This is a genomic window from Aliiglaciecola sp. M165 (assembly GCF_007197995.1).
Classification (GTDB): Bacteria; Pseudomonadota; Gammaproteobacteria; order Enterobacterales; family Alteromonadaceae; genus Aliiglaciecola.
Window position 1 is genome coordinate 237,785 of sequence record NZ_VKKH01000001.1, and the last position, 17,961, is coordinate 255,745.

At 42.5% G+C, this 17,961-nt stretch carries 16 protein-coding genes and 1 tRNA gene; 11 read left to right on the plus strand and 6 right to left on the minus strand.

From position 1 onward, the window contains the following. Window positions 1-17: 17 nt before the first annotated feature. Window positions 18-815: an alpha/beta fold hydrolase gene (locus tag FM019_RS01035; RefSeq protein ID WP_143834031.1), complete on the minus strand. Its 798-nt coding sequence runs from the start codon at window positions 813-815 to the stop codon at window positions 18-20. Between the two features lie 395 nt (window positions 816-1,210). Here FM019_RS01035 and FM019_RS01040 point away from each other — a divergent pair, with 395 nt between their 5' ends. Together FM019_RS01040 and FM019_RS01045 are read left to right on the plus strand one after the other, a co-directional pair. After that, a complete protein-coding gene (locus tag FM019_RS01040) occupies window positions 1,211-2,164 on the plus strand; it encodes a homocysteine S-methyltransferase family protein (RefSeq protein ID WP_221934346.1) in 954 nt (317 codons plus the stop codon). A gap of 585 nt (window positions 2,165-2,749) precedes the next feature. Further along, complete coding sequence (locus tag FM019_RS01045) at window positions 2,750-4,540, plus strand: hypothetical protein (protein ID WP_143834032.1); 1,791 nt, start codon at window positions 2,750-2,752, stop codon at window positions 4,538-4,540. Window positions 4,541-4,876: 336 nt separating this feature from the next. Here the strand turns inward: FM019_RS01045 and FM019_RS01050 are convergent. The 3 genes from FM019_RS01050 to mutY all read right to left on the minus strand — a co-directional run bounded on the left by FM019_RS01050 (window position 4,877) and on the right by mutY (window position 6,469). Next, window positions 4,877-4,952, minus strand: a tRNA-Phe gene (locus tag FM019_RS01050). 168 nt (window positions 4,953-5,120) lie between these two features. Continuing rightward, window positions 5,121-5,393 carry an oxidative damage protection protein gene (locus FM019_RS01055; RefSeq protein WP_143834033.1) on the minus strand — a complete coding sequence of 91 codons (273 nt, stop codon included), beginning with the start codon at window positions 5,391-5,393 and terminating at the stop codon, window positions 5,121-5,123. A gap of 20 nt (window positions 5,394-5,413) precedes the next feature. After that, the gene (mutY, locus tag FM019_RS01060) at window positions 5,414-6,469 is read right to left on the minus strand and encodes an A/G-specific adenine glycosylase (RefSeq protein ID WP_143834034.1); all 1,056 of its coding nucleotides are present in this window, start codon (window positions 6,467-6,469) and stop codon (window positions 5,414-5,416) included. Window positions 6,470-6,550: 81 nt separating this feature from the next. Between mutY and FM019_RS01065 the strand changes: the two genes are divergently transcribed. Further along, the gene (locus tag FM019_RS01065) at window positions 6,551-7,258 is read left to right on the plus strand and encodes an alpha/beta fold hydrolase (RefSeq protein ID WP_143834035.1); all 708 of its coding nucleotides are present in this window, start codon (window positions 6,551-6,553) and stop codon (window positions 7,256-7,258) included. A 1-nt stretch (window position 7,259) separates the two neighbouring features. Here FM019_RS01065 and FM019_RS01070 read toward each other — a convergent pair whose 3' ends face one another. After that, on the minus strand, window positions 7,260-8,087 hold the full coding sequence (locus tag FM019_RS01070) for a DUF2306 domain-containing protein (RefSeq protein ID WP_185969139.1): 828 nt from the start codon (window positions 8,085-8,087) through the stop codon (window positions 7,260-7,262). Between the two features lie 376 nt (window positions 8,088-8,463). On the opposite strand from FM019_RS01070, the gene trmB reads away from it, so the two are divergent. The 8 genes from trmB (at window position 8,464) to FM019_RS01110 (ending at window position 16,201) form a co-directional block, all read left to right on the plus strand. Then, complete coding sequence (trmB, locus tag FM019_RS01075) at window positions 8,464-9,183, plus strand: tRNA (guanosine(46)-N7)-methyltransferase TrmB (RefSeq protein ID WP_143834037.1); 720 nt, start codon at window positions 8,464-8,466, stop codon at window positions 9,181-9,183. After that, on the plus strand, window positions 9,183-10,199 hold the full coding sequence (gene rsmC, locus FM019_RS01080) for a 16S rRNA (guanine(1207)-N(2))-methyltransferase RsmC (RefSeq protein WP_143834038.1): 1,017 nt from the start codon (window positions 9,183-9,185) through the stop codon (window positions 10,197-10,199). The genes trmB and rsmC overlap by 1 nt, the downstream gene beginning before the upstream one ends. 144 nt (window positions 10,200-10,343) lie before the next feature. Then, window positions 10,344-11,765 (plus strand): glycogen synthase GlgA, encoded by a 1,422-nt coding sequence (gene glgA / locus FM019_RS01085; RefSeq protein ID WP_143834039.1) that lies wholly within the window; start codon window positions 10,344-10,346, stop codon window positions 11,763-11,765. Beyond that, a complete protein-coding gene (locus tag FM019_RS01090) occupies window positions 11,759-12,100 on the plus strand; it encodes a hypothetical protein (RefSeq protein WP_143834040.1) in 342 nt (113 codons plus the stop codon). The genes glgA and FM019_RS01090 overlap by 7 nt, the downstream gene beginning before the upstream one ends. Window positions 12,101-12,228: 128 nt before the next feature. Next, window positions 12,229-13,896 (plus strand): ATP-binding protein, encoded by a 1,668-nt coding sequence (locus FM019_RS01095; protein WP_143834041.1) that lies wholly within the window; start codon window positions 12,229-12,231, stop codon window positions 13,894-13,896. Next, window positions 13,896-14,435 (plus strand): YfiR family protein, encoded by a 540-nt coding sequence (locus FM019_RS01100; protein WP_143834042.1) that lies wholly within the window; start codon window positions 13,896-13,898, stop codon window positions 14,433-14,435. Before FM019_RS01095 ends, FM019_RS01100 begins: the two co-directional genes overlap by 1 nt. A 64-nt stretch (window positions 14,436-14,499) precedes the next feature. Continuing rightward, entirely contained in the window at window positions 14,500-15,204 is a 705-nt protein-coding gene (gene arcA, locus FM019_RS01105) for a two-component system response regulator ArcA (protein ID WP_143834043.1), read from the plus strand. A gap of 313 nt (window positions 15,205-15,517) precedes the next feature. Beyond that, window positions 15,518-16,201 (plus strand): helix-turn-helix domain-containing protein, encoded by a 684-nt coding sequence (locus FM019_RS01110; RefSeq protein ID WP_143834044.1) that lies wholly within the window; start codon window positions 15,518-15,520, stop codon window positions 16,199-16,201. 294 nt (window positions 16,202-16,495) lie between these two features. Here FM019_RS01110 and FM019_RS01115 read toward each other — a convergent pair whose 3' ends face one another. Beyond that, entirely contained in the window at window positions 16,496-17,395 is a 900-nt protein-coding gene (locus FM019_RS01115; protein WP_143834045.1) for a serine protease, read from the minus strand. Window positions 17,396-17,961 lie beyond the last annotated feature (566 nt).

Genomic DNA, 17,961 nt, shown 5'->3' on the forward strand with positions numbered 1-17,961 from the left:
TGAGGTAATATATTTGGCTAGTGTGTGTTTTCATGTGAGTTTATTACGTTAATTGTTTCATTAATCAACTGCGCCGATTCTCGTGGCATTTCGAGTGGAAACATATGTCCCCCTTGGACCATTTGGACTGAACTTTCGAACATGCTATTCCTACACCAGCTCACATCCCAAGAAGAAATCATATTGCTTTTAGATCCAAAAATTATTGTGCTTTTTACATGTTTCAGTTGCCTTGGTATGTTGACAAGAATCGTGCGGAAAAGCTGGGCTTCAATCTCCGTTGAAAAAGACAAATGGATAGTTCCATCCTTTAAGTAAAAGCCGCTTTCCATAAAATCTTCAAAACATGCATTATCAAAATTTGAAAATAGGTTCTTTCGGGAGAAATGTATACGCGCATCATTGATTGTGGCAAATCGATTTTTTCGTTTCTTTGCTGCGCCGGAAGGGCCAAAGTAGTCAATTAGGCCCAATGTCTTTAAAAACCCAATAATCAGACGCTTTGATGTTGAAAGAAATATCGGTTCTAACATAATAACCCCTTTGAACAAATAGGGATATCGCGAAGCTGCCAAGCCTACCACACAAGCTCCTGTGCTATGCCCCATGGCGATGACTGGGGCTTCGAAGCCGGCCATAACAGAGTCAACAAACTCTTCAACCAGCGCATCCAAATTTTTGGGTAATACTGTGCTTTTGTGGGAAATTTTTTCAATTGCTTTGACTTCAACATTTTTTAGCATACCTAAAAAGCTAGAGTAGCAACCGGCTGGGAAGCCGTTTGCGTGAACGAAATGCAATTGTGTCGAACTCATATTTGAACCCACCTCAATGTTTTACATTTAATAGTATTTCTTAAGCGCTGCCTGTGAGGGCCATATTTACTAAACGATTCTGAATTCATACCCGACTGATAACGGGCCCATAGAGCGTATCGGTAACCAAATATTTGATAGATCTGCAATAGATGTGTCGCCCTTCGGTAGATGATTACCACACACCGTCACAAATACGTCACAATTTGAAATTCGTAACCCTGTATAAAATAAAACAAATATTAGATTTCACTTCCAAATAGTCGCCGCCAAAAAACTAGATATTGAATAGTCCAATATTGCTGATGATAATTATTGAAGCATTTTTGATTACTTTTTAGCTCACATAACGCCATCTGGCGTGATGTGATAACAAATAAAATACGGAGTCTAATTTGACGAATATCAATTTTCCCGAAAGCCGTCCCAATACAATTTTTCTTACAGAAGGCGGGATTGAAACTGAAATAATGTACAAATGGGGATTTGACTTACCTCATTTTGCTATGTTCCCTTTATTAGAAAACCCTGAAGCCTCAGAAACTATTAAGAATATGTATCGCAGATATCTTGACGTCGTTGCTAAATATGGCCATAACGCGCTCATTGGCGGTTTCGACTACAGGGCGAGCCCAGATTATGGCAAAGCCTTGGGGTATTCAGAAGACGGTCTTCGAGAGGCTAACATGAGATCAATCCAATTCTTACGAGATGTCGCAGCCGAATATAACGGGCAAATAGATCAGTGTTTATTTACCGGGTACGTAGGGCCTAGAGGAGACGCATACTTCGGTGCAAACAATATGTCGATAGAAGAATCAGAGCAATACCATAGTGTGCAAATTGAGACGCTAAAAGCGGCAGGTGTTGATCTGGTCTGGGCAGTTACGTTTTCACATGTGCAAGAAGCAATAGGTGTCGTGAGAGCTGCAAAAAAAATAGGATTGCCTATCGCGATTTCTTTCACGTTAACGAGTGAGCACAAGTTATCGAGTGGTTTGTCATTTTCGTCCGCTATTAAAATTGTTGATGCTCAAACTGCCGGATACCCTTCTTTTTTCAGTATCAACTGCTCACACCCGGATGAATTCGGGCCAGCACTTAGTGACGGAGAATGGATGCACAGAGTCAGATCGCTGAGGCCAAACGCTGCAAAGATGGACAAAATTTCATTGTGTAAGCTTGGTCACCTAGAAGAAGGGAATCCCGTCGAGCTAGGTATACAAATCGGAGAATTAAAAAAGCGGTACGAACATATGGATATTTGGGGTGGATGTTGCGGTACATGTGAGACTCATCTAGAGGAAATGGCCAAAAACCTCCCTTCAGGGCTTTATAAGTCTCCTTGATTTATCTACTAATAGTATTTACGCAACAAATGGCACTATGAGATACATTTTAGGGCACATATAGGTCTAATCTCGACTTTCCTTGGTTCGTTCAATCATTGGAACGAAAAAGCCCCGAAAATTTCAGCGCAGGGCTTAGAAATAATGGTGTTCGAGGCGGGATTCTCCTGAGGTTTGCAAACTCGTTGAGCCAGAATACCTGCGAACTTCATCGTCATCATGGGAAAGCCAGATGGTCCAAATAAGAACACTCATTATTCGACATGTTTTGCGCGTTATTACAAAGTGCTCTCAAATAAATGCACAAACATCTGCATATAGTTGGTATTGGACATTGATTAAGCGTTATAGTGAGACAGCACTGCTCAAATATTAACCGATTTTAAAGCGAGAAACGACCTGTTTGAGAACTCATTGCTCTCTTTGTAAGGGTAAATCATAAATTGGTCAACATAACGATACTAGGTCACAAGTTGTCTCAACTGTTATTCATTGCATTCCGACTAAGCGAGAAAGTTACAAATTTTAATAGGTTGACGCAGCGCTACGCGGAAGTTATTTCATACACCAAAGGGATAAACACTTATGCGGATATTAAATTTTAACGGTGGTGTTTTCTCCCATCGACTTTTTTCAAAAACGTTCCTCACAATCGCCTCACTGATTTTATTATTTGGCTGTGGGGATAATATTGATAGCAAAAACGCTGATACCGGTGCAGAAACGAAAACAGATTTGGAGCTTGCACAAAGCAATTGGCGGCAACCCTTATTTAGTGGTTTGGGCGAAGTGAACTTTCCCATCACTACCCAATCTGCTGTCGCGCAACAGTACTTTAACCAAGGACTTGCCTTATCCTATGCGTTTAACCATGCAGCCGCGGATTTCGCGTTTAACGAAGCAACCATTTATGACCCAGATTGTGCCATGTGTTATTGGGGCAGCGCGCTAGTTTTGGGGCCAAATGTGAATGCCGATATGGCAGCTGGAAATGCCCCCCGCGCTTTTGGTTTAGCTAAAATGGCGAAAGAACTAAGCGAAAACGTCAGTGCCAAGGAAAAAGCGCTCATCAATGCACTGCAAAATAGGTATTTAGAGACTGAGCCTGCGGATAGAACCTCGCTAAACGAAGCATACGCAGAGGGTATGCGCGCAGTAATGAAAGCCTACCCGAAAGACGCCCATATTACTGCATTAGCGGCCGAATCAATGATGGACGTTCACCCATGGGATTTTTGGGATGCAAAAGGTGTTACACGACCTTGGACCAAAGAAATAACAGATACCATTGAAACCGCTTTAGCGCTCGATAAAAAACACATTGGCGCAATTCACTTATATATTCATGCAGTAGAGCAATCTACAAACCCAGAGCGTGCAGAACCCTATGCAGATACGCTGGCGGAACTTGCCCCTGCGGCCGGGCATTTGGTTCATATGCCTGCGCATATTTATATGAGAGTGGGGCGTTACTATGATGCAACCCTGAATAACATGTTAGCGACTGCCGCAGATAATGAGTTTGTTCAAAGCTGTCGGTCAAATAGTCCAATCTATCTCGCTGGATACATCCCACACAATTGGCATTTTGGCTGGGTGACGGCAGCCATTAGTGGTTGGAAAAGTAAAGCCTACGAACTCGCTGAAGGGACTGCCGCGGCACTAACAGAAGAGCTACTTCGAGCACCAGGCATGGCCGTGGCACAACATTTTTATTCGCAGCCACTCTACGCAAAAGTCAGGTTTGCTGATTGGCAGGGGATCCTCGACACACCTGAACCAGCAGAGGATCTGCTGTACGCACGTGGAATTTGGCACTATGCCCGGGGGCAAGCGTTTGTTGGGCTTAATGACCCAACAAACGCCGAGTTAGAACTCACAAAATTAGCCGAAATTCGGAACATGCCAGAGACCGAATCTCTTCGTTTTTTTAATCGCGAGGGGGCACCAATTCTTTTGAAGATTGCTGAGACAGTGTTAACGGGCTCGATTGCAGAATATGCTGGAGATCTGCAAACAGCAATATCCACATTTAAGACAGCTGTAGTATTGGAAGATTCGTTGCCGTACTCAGAACCACCAGAATGGTTCTTTCCTGTAAGACATGCGCTAGGTGCCGCACAACTAGCAGCAGGTGAATTTGCAGCAGCAGAAGCGACCTATCAACGAGACCTTGAGATTATGGTCGAAAATGGCTGGGCGCTCCGCGGACTTGCCGAAGCCTTAATCTTACAAGGCAAAACTGAAGAAGCAAAGAATGTGGAGAGTAGATTTGAGGCCGCATGGAAGCACGCCGATATTACTATCAACGGATCAGTAATTTCTACAGATGAAACAATGCTCAGCGCTTCTACTAGAACACAAGGACCAGGTTAAATAGCTTAGATGAGTATTTTGACTCTAATTTGATAGTTGAAAATAATGATGCTTCGGCCCGAGATCGGAACGCGTGCGCGGCACAGGGTGAAACTGGGGCTTTCTGGAGCACTGTTCCAGCCGGTTGATAGACAGTCCACGGACGGACTGGCTAGAAGAGTGACCAAGGATGGGTTCAGTATGCGTTTTGTTTTGGATACCGTCGAAGAGGTTCTTTTGTCTAATTCGTCAGTCTTTTAAGGAGAGCCCGCACTGCGTGCGCGCCGTAAGAGCATGCCGGGATAATGTGACTGAAACGAAAAAGCCCCGCAATTGCTTGCAGGGCTTCTGGAATAGTGGTGCCTCGACCCGGGATCGAACCAGGGACACGCGGATTTTCAATCCGCTGCTCTACCAACTGAGCTATCGAGGCACAGACATATTGTCTTCAAACACAGCGCTTAAAAAGTGACTTGGCAGCGCCGTGGGTGCGTATTAAACGGATTCTTGGCTTTCAAGTCAACCGATTTTTCGTAATTTTTAAGCTTTATAACAAGATTGATGGAAAAGTCAGCAATAAACCGGCCAATGTAAGCCCAAATCAACTCTGAGGCGGCACATATCCCTCAATATTGGGCTCTTTGCCTTCAAACAAATAACCGACCATTTGCTCTTCCAAAAACGCGCGTGCTTCAGGTTGCATCATGTTCAATTTATTTTCATTGATTAACATGGTCTGTTTTTTTTGCCATTCAGTCCATGCTTCTTTACTGATGTTGTCAAATATGCGCTTTCCCAGCTCACCGGGATACAATTGAAAATCTAAGCCATCTGCATCTTTTTGCAATTTTTGACAAAAAACCGTTCTACTCATTGATTGATTCCGTGAAGTAATTAAAGATTTGCGCTTAGTGTACTAAAAAGTTTAGTGGTTGGCGCTGCTAATCCTACATTTGGTGGAGAGCGAAGGTCATACCAAAGTGTTTCGTTTTCGGACACCTGACCCGTAGGCGGTTTTTTTAACTCCAATAAAATTGGTTGAATGTCCAAATGAAAATGACTGAATGTGTGCCTGAATGGCTCAAGTTTTTGCTCGTTGTAAGCGCCAAGTTGCAACCTTTGGGAAATCGCTTGCACGTCACTTAGCTGTTGGGCTTCAAAAAAACCAAACAATCCTCCCCAAATCCCCGATGAAGGGCGTTTATAGATTAAAACCTGTTGTTGCCACATTGGCAGTATCATAACTGTGGATTTTGTTGGGATGACTTTTTTTGGCTTTTTGCCAGGAAACTCACTTTGAGTGCCCTGTGCAAACGCCAGACATTGATTTTGTACCGGGCAATCATCGCAGCTTGGCTTGCTGCGTGTGCAAAGGGTTGCGCCAAGATCCATCATCGCCTGTGTATAAATTCCCGTATCTTTTTTTGGTGTCAACGCATCAGCGTACTCCCAGAGCTGCTGCTCAACTGCTCGATTTCCAGGCCACCCAGAGACAGCAAAGAAACGCGAAAGCACTCTTTTAACATTGCCGTCTAGGATGCTAATTGATTGACCGCAAGCAATCGATAGAATCGCTCCTGCGGTTGAGCGTCCAATGCCAGGCAATGCCATGACACTTTGTAAATCTGTTGGGAAATTACCGTTGTTATCGTCCATTATTTTTTGCGCAGCCTTGTGCAGGTTTCTAGCTCGGGCGTAGTAGCCCAGCCCTGTCCAATGGTGTAGTACATCATCGGTATTTGCCTTGGCAAGCGCCTCAATAGTAGGAAAACTCGTCATAAATTTTTGATAATAGGGGATCACCGTTTTGACTTGGGTTTGCTGTAGCATAATCTCAGAGACCCAAACCCTGTAGGGTGTTTTGTCTTGCTGCCAGGGTAAGTCTTTCCTACCGTGTTGGTGGAACCATGCTAAAAGTTTTTCACTAAATGGTTGCTCAGTATGTTGCATCAGTTGCCTGTCAAATTTTGATTGGCGTTACCGCCTGATAGTGTGATCATACAAGAATCCAAAGAAAATAGACCACACTTAATGAAGACAATTGAACAACCCGTAATATTTTTCCCCGGAATGCTTTGTGACGAAAGAATATGGTTACCCGTGTGGCAACGTATGTCATTCCAGCAACGCAGTTACGTTCCTTTGCAGTGGGCGGATTCTTTGGCGCAGATGTTGGCGTTAAGCCAAGACAGAATAGACTCATTTGAACAGGAAGTTCACTTAGTCGGTTTTTCCATGGGCGGATTTATAGCGTCAGTTTGCGCAAGTCAGGCGCCAGGGAGAATCGCCTCGTTAACCCTCATTGGCTATAACCCCAAAGGCTTAACTAACGAAGAGATTCGCGCACGAGAACAATTGCTTAAAACCCTGCATCAAAATACAAAATTGACTATGAACAAAGCACGCCTAAAGCAATTTGTCACGTCTGACGAATTGAATAACGAAAACATTACCGGGCCAGTATTGGAGATGGAAAAAGACCTTGGCAATACTGTGTTGCGTGGTCACATCCAATCAACCACACCCCGTGAAGACATGAGCAAACAACTTCAAAACGCGCCTTTTCAGATTAATTTCATCACGGCTCAACACGACAAAATTGCAGATTGCGACTCAATTGCACAACTGAGCCAGCGCTGCCTAAAATCGACTCATCTAAATCTGCAAGATACTGCACATATGATGTTACTTAGTCAGCCAGATGTCATTGCAGATCAGCTTTACAAACTTCTAAATTAACCTAGGTCATTCTGGGCAACCACATGCCTGCAAAGGCCGCAAATATGCCCACTGACATACATAAGGTGGTCAACAAAACAATAACGCTTGCCAGCACTTTATTGAGGTGATTTGTTGACTGCTGACCAGCAAAATAACATTCGAGTATAAGAAGGGGTAACAAAAACTGTCCGACGGTCATTATTTTGATAGCGGGACCGGTGAAAGTCTCTAGGTCAACACCTACAGGCCCGCCATTTGCCGTAAACCAGAACATTAACATCACTCTAAACGTCCAAACGCCACTGACCACAACAAATAAACGCATAGCCCACTTGCGATGTTCTTCAATATTGCGGCGCATCGCCATATCAATGGTGAAATAGGCAAAAAGTAAAATGAGTAAGCCATTAAATGTGGTGATCAAGTGCTGGATCGTGTCACCAACAGTGCCTCGCACCAGAATCATATAAATTCCGGTTATGCTGGTGATGACCGCAGTGATTAAATAGACGCGTCCATTAACGCGGTGAAATGTTCTAAATCGATTTCGAATGGCTGGTACAAGCTGCAAACCACCCAACGACATAACTAAAATTGGCAATAAAATATGGATAATGATCATCGAATTGCCAAAGCTTTCTCCCTCTATGATCCCCTTTGGAAGTACATCTGCCCATTGTGACAAGTTTCCGCCAACGAAAGACAGACCATAAAAACCGATGATGTAACTGACAAATAACCACTGTCCGATTAAAGCCGTTGTTAGCCAAAGCGCACCGGTGCCGTTTAACAATTTATCGGACCAAAGACGCTCGTCGTCAGAAAAAGCGGCTAGGCTAGTCTGCATGACCATGCTCCTATTTTTTCTAAAATTAAATTATCCCTTTCCTTGAGCAACCATAATGCCAATTATTTTTCATATATTATTCAATTAGTTAGTCAAATATGGTGCTTGTGGCATCCTAAATTGAGCCAAAAAGTTGTGTAAATGACCAGATTGTTGAGATCCCCACAAGCATGCGCTCTAGCGGCGACTGTTTACCCTGTTACTTTCTATATCCACATTGCTGCATTAGACTCATACGGTCTGTCCAAAAAGTGACAGATTTAATCTGTCGGTTAGGTTTGATTTTTAAGGCAACCAGTGCATAATGCGCAGCCCCCATCCTCCAAGAGATTGAAGGATGTTATTAGGTCCCAATTCGAAAATTTTTAGGTACGTTATGAGTCAATTCAAAACTCAAGAAGAAGCCGAAGCTGCAGGCGTTTATGTTCAAAAAGTTCGTAGCTTCGTAAAGCGAGAAGGCCGATTAACAAAAGGCCAAGCGAGAGCTTTAGAAGAGTTTTGGCCGTCAATGGGTCTGGAACACAAAAACGGCATGCTGGAAATGGCTCAAACTTTTGGTCGCGATGCACCAGTGGTTCTAGAGATCGGATTTGGTATGGGCACATCATTGGTTGAGATGGCATCCAATGAACCTGACAAAAACTTTATTGGTATTGAAGTTCACCGTCCTGGCGTAGGAACCTGCATGGCTTCTGCGGATGAAAAAGGTGTCACTAACCTACGCGTTTTCGAACATGACGCTGTTGAAGTGCTAGCCGATTGCATCCCGGATGCTAGCTTGCAGCGCGTACAGCTGTTTTTCCCTGATCCCTGGCATAAAAAACGCCATCACAAGCGCCGTATTGTACAAGCCGATTTTGTTGAAAAACTTAGAAAGAAACTAGAAGTTGGTGGAGTTTTCCACATGGCAACAGATTGGGAAAACTACGCCGAACACATGCTTGAGGTAATGAAGCAAGCCCCAGGATTTAAAAACCAGTCCGTTACTAACGACTTTGTGCCACGTCCAGACAACCGTCCTTTGACCAAATTTGAACAGCGCGGCCATCGTTTAGGTCATGGAGTTTGGGATTTGATGTTTGAGCGTGTTAGCTGATGCTTTCTGCGCCTAGTCAGGTCATTCTAAGGAACCAAGATTTCTTTGAACAAGGGAACTGGTTGGTCGCCAATGCTCCTGAGGCAGAGATATTTACGAACTTGGATCGTCAGCGCTTTAGCGGATTCCATCAAATGTTCGACGTGTACCAACGATGTACCAATCAAGCCCCCGAGCAACGCCACGAATTCGCTGCCAGCATAACCGTAAAAGACGCCTACGATGGCGCAATCATCTACATGCCTAAATCCAAAGAACATGCGCAGATGTTGATTCAAAACATGGCAAGTTGTATCAAGCCTGATGGTTTGATTTATTTAGTGGGTGAGAATAAATCTGGGATTAAAAGTGCAGACAAGCTGTTCAAACAAGTCGCAACTCAGGTTAACAAAGTCGACTCGGCACGCCACTGTGCGCTGTATTGCGCGCAAATTAACAAAGCTGTGGCTTTTGATTTGGCTAATTGGGTAACCTACAGAGACATTACTGTAGCCGAAACTACTGTCTCTGTCGCATTTTTACCCGGCGTATTTAGTGCTGGAGAGCTTGATCCGGGCACCCGGTTGTTATTAGAAAATTTACCGCAAACGCTCAAGGGGGATATTTTGGATTTCGCTTGCGGTGCGGGGATCATTGGCTGCTTTTTAGCAAAAAAGCATGAGAATTTGCAGGTCACCTTCTGTGATGTCAGTGCATTGGCTATTCATGCAACCGAACTCACGTTGGAAAAAAATGGTTTTAAAGGCAAGGTTGTTCCTTCCAATGGACTGACCAATATTAGTCAAAGGTTTAATCACGTTTTTACTAACCCCCCTTTTCATACTGGGATCCACACAAACTACGATGTAACCCAGGATTTCATTGCGGGAATAAAAAACCATTTGGAGCCCAATGCTACATTGACCTTAGTCGCCAATCGTTTTTTACCTTATCCTGATCAACTCAAAAAATCCTTGGGAAATGTTAAGACGTTGGCGCAAACCAGTAAATTTAATTTGTACTTTAGTCGCGCTTAATACCAATTCCACTGAATACGAGACCGTCTTAGCTCAAAATGACAGCGCAATACTTGCGATCCTGTTGTTTGCTCGTATAGTCTTGCAGACCAGCATAAAAGCAATCTTAATCATCAATATGGTGGCATTTAGGAGTAGCAAAGTTTGAAAATTCTGTTTGTTGTTTCAGAAGTCCAGGATCTTGCCAAGACAGGCGGTCTAGCTGATGTCGCAAAGTCTTTGCCTATTGAGCTGAAAAAGCTTGGGCACGAAGTCATTATAGTGATGCCATTTTATAAATTGATTGAAGACAATCATGAAGCCAAAACAGTAGTTGATGAGCATACGATTCATGCTTACGACAGGGCTTATTCATTTGGTGTTCGTCAGGTATACATTGAAGATGTACCCGTTTATTGCGTCGCCCATGCAGACTTTTTCTCTCGAAATGGTTTTTATACCGATGGCTACCATGCCTACCCAGACAATGCTGAAAGGTTCGCATTTTTTGCAGATGCTGCTCTGCATACCGCGAAGTTGTTAGAATTCCAACCTGACATTGTGCATTGCAATGACTGGCACACCGCTTTAACACCTTATTTTTTGCGTACCGACAACAGTGGATTTTTTAAAGACAGTAAAAGCATTTTGACCATTCACAATGGTGCTTTTCATGGTACGCATCGTTTGGACGAAATTCCCTATTTACACCCGCATAAAGCGTTACACAGCCAACTTGACGGAGACGCAGTTAACTTTCTTCGGATTGGTATTCGTTATGCTGACAAAATCAATACGGTAAGTCCAAATTATGCCAGTGAGTTGTTAACCACTCTTGGCAGCCACATGCTGTATAACGAGTTTCAAGCGCGCCGCAAGGATGTCTCTGGAATTTTGAATGGGTGCGATTATAGCGAATGGGATCCGGCGACTGATAAGCTATTGCCAACTAATTATGATGTTGAGTCACTGCAAGGCAAAGGATCCTGCAAGCGGTCATTACAAATTAAAGCCGGGTTACCTGAAAATAGTTCAGTACCATTAATCGGTATGGTTTGCCGATTAACGGAGCAAAAGGGATTTGGCTATATCCTGCCCATTCTCGAAGACCTATTACAACACAATGTGCAGCTATTAATTGTAGGTACGGGCGATCCTTCAATAAGCGAGGTTTTGCATCGACACGCGTTGATCCATCCCGACAAATTTATTTTTATCGAGACATTCAGTGAAGAGCTGGCGCACCTATTGGAAGCCGGAAGTGATTTCTTTTTAATGCCTTCTCTTTTCGAGCCTTGTGGATTGAATCAGATGTACAGCCTGGCCTATGGAACTTTGCCGATAGTCCGTGCTGTAGGAGGATTAAAAGACACGGTGATTGATTTGAAGGAACAACCGGACCAATCGACTGGTTTTGTATTTGACCAGCCTGACAGCACCGCGCTACTTAGCTGCATTTTACGTGCACTTTTACACTATTACGAATATCCGCAGAGTTTTGCTAAAATGAAAAAGCGAGCAATGCATACAAAATTCACTTGGCATCAAGCTGCGCTCGACTATCAAGAGTTGTATGAGTCATGTTGAAAAAACAAAAATTAAAATTCAGCCTGGCTTTCGGCTTAGCGTTTTCCTTGTTTAGTCAAAACTCCTATTCTCAAGAAATGCCTGAACAATGTGTCCAGTTGCCGCAGCGAACCCAGGTTTGCCCGAACTTGTTATACAAAAGGGCTTCTTTGAGTCTTCCTTCGTTAAACGTGATTGAAGGCGAAATGGTGTGTATTTGCATGGCAGATTTCCAGTCAATAAGAATTGCAGCAGCAACAGAGCAAGGCAAAATCGATGAATTAATTGAACTAGGTAGATTGGCAAATCAACTTAGTATAAGTGAGTCTGATTTTGTCTCGCTAATTAGGGATTAATCACTGCCGCTTTTCACTTTTGCCATTGATTTTTTTACTATTTCCATCAAAAAGTTTCCTTTTTATTGGTTTTATATCAATATTAGAGTCACTGCTGAAAATAACGAGCGCAACCTAAGTTCGAATCAATGTCAGGCGAAGCTAAGTTTCTGTCAATCAAAACACTGATAGTGTGGGTGGTCATGGCCATCACCACCTTAGCCCTCGTGGTCACTGCGAGTATCTCGTTAATCAACCAAATCACTAACTACAAAAGTAAGCTTATCGATCAAGTTAACGTTTATTCGGAGCTTATCGGTAACAATGCAATTGCCAGCCTGGAGTTTGACGATAATATTGTTGAGGCGGAAAATCTCAAACGCTTAGAAGCTGCACCATTTATTGAAATAGTGCATATTTATCGGGCGAACGAGAACAGCGATCCAACCTTTTTCGCAAGCTATAACCGTGAAGGACAAGCGCCCGCTCCACAAATGTGGCATCGGCTCGAACAATTGCGCGAGCCAGTGCTAACCGGCAGCCATTTCGAGTTGATTAAACCCATAGTCGTTTCACAAAATACCGATGACATCGTTGAACAGAAAATAATAGGATATGTTTACGTAAGGGCCTCCGCCGATATTCTTAATGAGCTTACCGCAAGCTCGATCATTACCACCTTGACGGCTTTAGTGGTTATTCTGATTATTTGTTATTTCTTGACTCTTAAATTACAAAAAGCCCTGGCTGATCCCATTACAGACTTGGTTTCGCTAGTGCAGAGAGTCTCACGTCAACGGGATTACGAAGGCAGAGCAGAAAAAACCAATATCAAAGAGTTAGATATATTAGCAATAGCCTTCAACGACATGCTAGATCGCACTCAACATTATCTGAAGGAACGGGATAGAGCTGAAGAAGAACAACAAAAATTACAAACTAGCCTCGAAGAAAAAGTTGAACAACGCACCTTGGCATTAAAAGAGGCCAACCAAGAACTCATTCAAACCCTTGAAAAATTGCACCAATTCCAACGCCAGATGGTTCAAAATGAAAAAATGGCCTCGCTTGGAGATATGGTCGCTGGCGTCGCTCATGAGGTCAACACGCCAATTGGATTGGGCGTAACGGCTTCTACGATGATGTTGGACAGACTGACACAAATCGAAAAGGAATTTACTGACAAGAGCTTGAAGGCCAGCACGCTGTCGAAGTTTATTTCTGAAGGTCAGGAAAACCTAAATATTATCTATCGCAACTTAAACCGTGCAGCAGAACTTATTTCCAGTTTTAAGCAGGTTGCAGTGGATCAATCAACCGAGACAAACAGAGTCTTTTCTTTTGCACAGTTGATGGACGAAATTCTTCTATCAATGCGCCCCAAGCTAAAGAAATTTCAGCATGAAATTGCCCTGCATTGCGAGCAGGATCTATTTATAGAAACGAAAGCCGGACCGATTAACCAAATCATGATGAACTTGATCATGAATTCCATCATTCATGGTTTTGAGAATAAACCCCAAGGCAAAATTGATATTTTTGTCGATATGGTGACCCCAAATAAAATTAGTATTCGTTATTTGGACAATGGTAAAGGGATCCCAGAGCACTTAAGAAAACGTATTTTCGATCCCTTTGTAACGACAAAACGTGGTCAAGGCGGGAGCGGCTTGGGGATGCACTTGGTTTATAATCTGGTAACACAAGCCTTAAATGGCTCGATTACAATTACTAGCGAAGAAGGCAAGGGAGTCGAATTTAATATATTGTTTCCGGTGCGCAAAGTCGATGCAGAAACGTTGGCAAAGAGTTCGTAATGATTATTTATTACCGAATCATAGTTATTGTCTGTGCGTTACTGTGTAGCCTAAAATTGTTCGCCCAAGCGCAACCTAACAACGAATCAGCGACAAAAATCCGTGCAACCTTCATGTTTCACATCGTAAATTATTCTCGCTGGCAATCTGAATTTGCTGAATTGACTTTTTGCGTGTTGGAAGAGCGCCAATCACAAAAATATTTTTCGATGTTAACCAGCAATGAATTTAAAGGTGCGAGTGAAAAACCAATCTCAATTCTAAATGTGGATCGAATAGAAGATACCTTGGAAAAGCAGTGCAACTATTTGTTCGTAGATAGTGTCAATGAATCAGATGACGTTTTTCAACAACTGAATGAACTTGAGCGATCCGTTGTCAGTATTGGTGAAACCTCTCGATTTGTCGATCGAGGGGGGATGATGAGTTTGGTAGAAGAATTCAAAAAGATAAAAATCTATATAAATCGAGACAAGTATAAAAGTGCACCGACTAAATTCAGTGCGCGCTTGCTTAAGTACGCAAAATTTACTGGATAATCCCCTGATTTAGCGATATTTTCTGTTAAACTACTTGTATCACAAATGAGATGGTAAAAAGACGATGACCCCAAACATACTAATAGTTGAAGATGAAGTTGTTACTCGAACAACCTTGAAGAGTTTGTTTGAGGCTGAAGGATACAATGTATTCGAAGCAGAAGATGGCAGTGAGATGCACGATTACTTCGAAAATAATAACATCAATCTTGTCATAATGGATATTAACCTGCCGGGTAAAAATGGCTTAATATTGGCTCGAGAAGTCAGAGACAGAAAGAACGTAGGTCTTATCTTTTTGACGGGCAGAGACAATGATGTAGACCGGATCCTTGGATTGGAAATTGGTGCTGATGATTACTTAACAAAACCCTTCAACCCTCGAGAGCTTACGATTAGAGCGCGTAACTTGTTAAACCGCACTTCCAGCAGTGGTGATGACGACGATCTGCCAAGTCGTGTGAGCTTCAATGGTTGGATTCTAGATGGTGACAGTCGCAGCCTGATCTCTCCTAGCCAAAATGAGTTCCGTTTACCGCGCAGTGAGTTTCGCGCCCTGCACCTGTTCTTAAGTAACCCAGGTAAAATCCTAACTCGTGAACAGCTGATCATGGAGATGACCGGAAGAGAATTACGTCCTAACGACCGCACTGTAGATGTAACCATTAGACGTATTCGTAAACACTTTGAATCTGAGGTCGACTCAGAAGATTTAATCGTCACCATTCATGGTGAAGGCTATCGATTCTGTGGTTCTGTGGATGTCTAGTGGAAGCCACTGATTAGCAAACAAAAAAGGCCGTTTACGGCCTTTTTTAATGTCTCGGTGAACAAACTTATATGTAGTAGCTCATTAATCTGACACTTTTGGTGGAAAGCTTCGACTTAACCTGACAGGCGGCATTAGTCAAGGAGCGGTTAGTCAGGTTTTCAAGTCTGGACATCAACTTATGTGTTAAACAGTGAGTTGGCACCTTCCTGTAGCTATACTGTCACCTTAATGTCGGGCTATTGACGTGTTTAATTTAGCGCGAAGATCCTATAGTAATACTTGAGTGTAAACTGCAAGGAAACACTAAATTATGAAGGATACTAATTCGATTAAAGTTGAGCGTTTAAAGAAAGGTTGGACTCAGGCGCAATTAGCTGAGATAACAGGATTAAGTGAACGCACAATTCAGCGACTGGAGAATGGAGCGCAACCATCCATTGAGTCATTAAATGCACTGGCAACTGTGTTTGAAGTGGATTTAAAATCTTTTGAATCATCCAATCTGAGGAAACATTTTTCAGCCCCTATCGATCGAAAGTTGCTCACGGCATTTATTGTGCTTTGGCTTCTTATAATGGCTATTGAGTTTTTTAGCACCGGCACACCGTTTATATCAATTTTCTTTGTTACATTAACCTACTTAGTTTTTTCTATACAGGGTTATAGCGTTATTGATAATAGGTTACTAATTCACCATATAGGGTGGAGTAGCAATTTTGACCTAAGTTCACTATCGAGTATTGAAGTAAATCCATATGTAATGATGGGAGCGATCAGAATTTTTGGTGTAAGTGCATTATTTGTTTCTACTGGTCGTTTTAGAAGCAATGTTATCGGCAAATTCAAAGCGTACATAACAAATCCTAAAAATGGCTTAGTGCTTAGGTTTGATGATGAACAAATTGTTATCACTCCCGATGATCCTGAAGCCATGCATGCAAGCATCGAAGAAAGCATTAGTAGATTTAAAGCTGGAAAGCTATCAGTTCTATAGACAGTGCAAAGGATTCGATGATATGGATTGGTCGAAAAAACTTCAATTGGAGGTGGCTGAGGTGAAAGTAACATCGAACAACCTAGTGCGATTCATAGGTCGCTTTCAATAACTGTTTTGTCCGTGGTGGGGACGTACACTTAAAAGAAACTATCCGCTTACCTTTTGCCAATTCTTACCATCAGGAATCTAGACTTTGAGCGGCGGCTTCACGTACTTTGCCGTCCTAAAGCCATTGGCGACAGGCACAAATAGACAAAGAGCAGACATTCAATGGACAAAGCAAAGGAGCAATTACACGTCCTTCATGATTTGTTTCTTAAGTGCTAACTGGTTTAAAGCATTGACGATTTCTTCTTCTCTCTTATCTACCAGGGGAACCAGCTCTTTCAACTTTTGTGATGAAACCACAAGTCCTAAATTGTTTGGAATATTCGAACGAACTTGGAGCTTGGATTGCGCTATTGGGACCTCAACAACATCTCCAGTTGCAGTATGCTGTGGTCCTGCATATAGAATACCTAAGAACTTAAATAGCCCCTTGCCCATTTGATATGCCCCCGATTTTGATTGTGTCCCAAGAGGGTTGTACAAAAATACTGGGGAACCGCTGGAACCAGGAAAACATGCAGCATCAATCAAAAACACAGGTTTATTATTCCAGTTGAGGGCCGGATCTGTAGAAGTTACACCTTTGCGAATCACCGGTTGATTGTTGTGTTCATCCCATATTCCATTTGGATAACCAACCATTACAATATCTTGCACAGCAGCTAAATCGTTTAGTTCTTCTATAGTAGGAATTGTTTCAAACCCCATTTGGCCGTAATAGTAATAACGGCCTTTTTCACCCCTCATTCGAAGTGTCGGACTTAAAACGAAAGCGCATAAATCAACATCTTCTTCTGGATGACGAATCAAAAAAGCTTCAAACCCACTAATAGTTATTTTTTCAGGAGGTATATTCATAGGCATGTTATTTTCGTCTTTTCTAGTCAAGAAGATTGAAAAAGATTTTGCCCCTTCGAGAACATGCTTATTTGTAATTAATACAATCGTTTGCAGATTATCTTTTTGAGAGATGGCGAAGAAGAAGCCGGTTCCAGTTGTCATACCTCCAGAACTTAACGTGGTTTCAATTCGGGTTGTACAAAAACGCATCCATTCTGACTTTGATACAAGCTTTTGAGCCAAACTATCCTCCTTGATATTAACATTTTAGGATGCGCTCCTAGACAAACGCATATAAATCAAACACTACTGCCATTGTATAGCTTAACATTGTCAGTTCATACAGATTGCAGATGAGTAATAAAGTCTCATACTAAGTATTAAAGTATCATACTGAGGAATATAGTTTCATACTGGCAAAAAGCAGCATTAGACAATTTGCGGCCCGTCAATGAGTAGTTTGTCCTCTAATTCCAAGTGGCGCTTTCGCCGCAAAAAGGACATACACGCGAATACGGCTGAAACCTCTAATTATGGATGTGACTAATTAGGGGAGGTTTACACCAGAACATAAGTTGCACTCAACTATCCTAGGGGGGTCAAGCACATACATGTAATATTTGTTCTGTATGTGTATACTCTATTGAACGATTAGTTCAAAGTAACTAGTTAGCCAATGGAAGGATTTTGGGAAGAATGGAACCAAACTTTGAGCTACTGAAACAGCACATACTCCCCCTTTCAAATTCTCAAGTATTCCAGATAGCTAAAGATGACAGATAGAATTTAGAGAAAAGGAGATATGCGTG

Bases quoted from the DNA above. Each gene is read 5' to 3' on its own strand.
- FM019_RS01035 (WP_143834031.1), bottom strand. From the start codon at position 815: ATGAGTTCGACACAATTGCATTTCGTTCACGCAAACGGCTTCCCAGCC.
- FM019_RS01045 (WP_143834032.1), top strand. From the start codon at position 2,750: ATGCGGATATTAAATTTTAACGGTGGTGTTTTCTCCCATCGACTTTTT.
- FM019_RS01055 (WP_143834033.1), bottom strand. From the start codon at position 5,393: ATGAGTAGAACGGTTTTTTGTCAAAAATTGCAAAAAGATGCAGATGGC.
- mutY (WP_143834034.1), bottom strand. From the start codon at position 6,469: ATGCAACATACTGAGCAACCATTTAGTGAAAAACTTTTAGCATGGTTC.
- FM019_RS01065 (WP_143834035.1), top strand. From the start codon at position 6,551: ATGAAGACAATTGAACAACCCGTAATATTTTTCCCCGGAATGCTTTGT.
- FM019_RS01070 (WP_185969139.1), bottom strand. From the start codon at position 8,087: ATGCAGACTAGCCTAGCCGCTTTTTCTGACGACGAGCGTCTTTGGTCC.
- trmB (WP_143834037.1), top strand. From the start codon at position 8,464: ATGAGTCAATTCAAAACTCAAGAAGAAGCCGAAGCTGCAGGCGTTTAT.
- rsmC (WP_143834038.1), top strand. From the start codon at position 9,183: ATGCTTTCTGCGCCTAGTCAGGTCATTCTAAGGAACCAAGATTTCTTT.
- FM019_RS01090 (WP_143834040.1), top strand. From the start codon at position 11,759: ATGTTGAAAAAACAAAAATTAAAATTCAGCCTGGCTTTCGGCTTAGCG.
- FM019_RS01095 (WP_143834041.1), top strand. From the start codon at position 12,229: ATGTCAGGCGAAGCTAAGTTTCTGTCAATCAAAACACTGATAGTGTGG.
- FM019_RS01100 (WP_143834042.1), top strand. From the start codon at position 13,896: ATGATTATTTATTACCGAATCATAGTTATTGTCTGTGCGTTACTGTGT.
- arcA (WP_143834043.1), top strand. From the start codon at position 14,500: ATGACCCCAAACATACTAATAGTTGAAGATGAAGTTGTTACTCGAACA.
- FM019_RS01110 (WP_143834044.1), top strand. From the start codon at position 15,518: ATGAAGGATACTAATTCGATTAAAGTTGAGCGTTTAAAGAAAGGTTGG.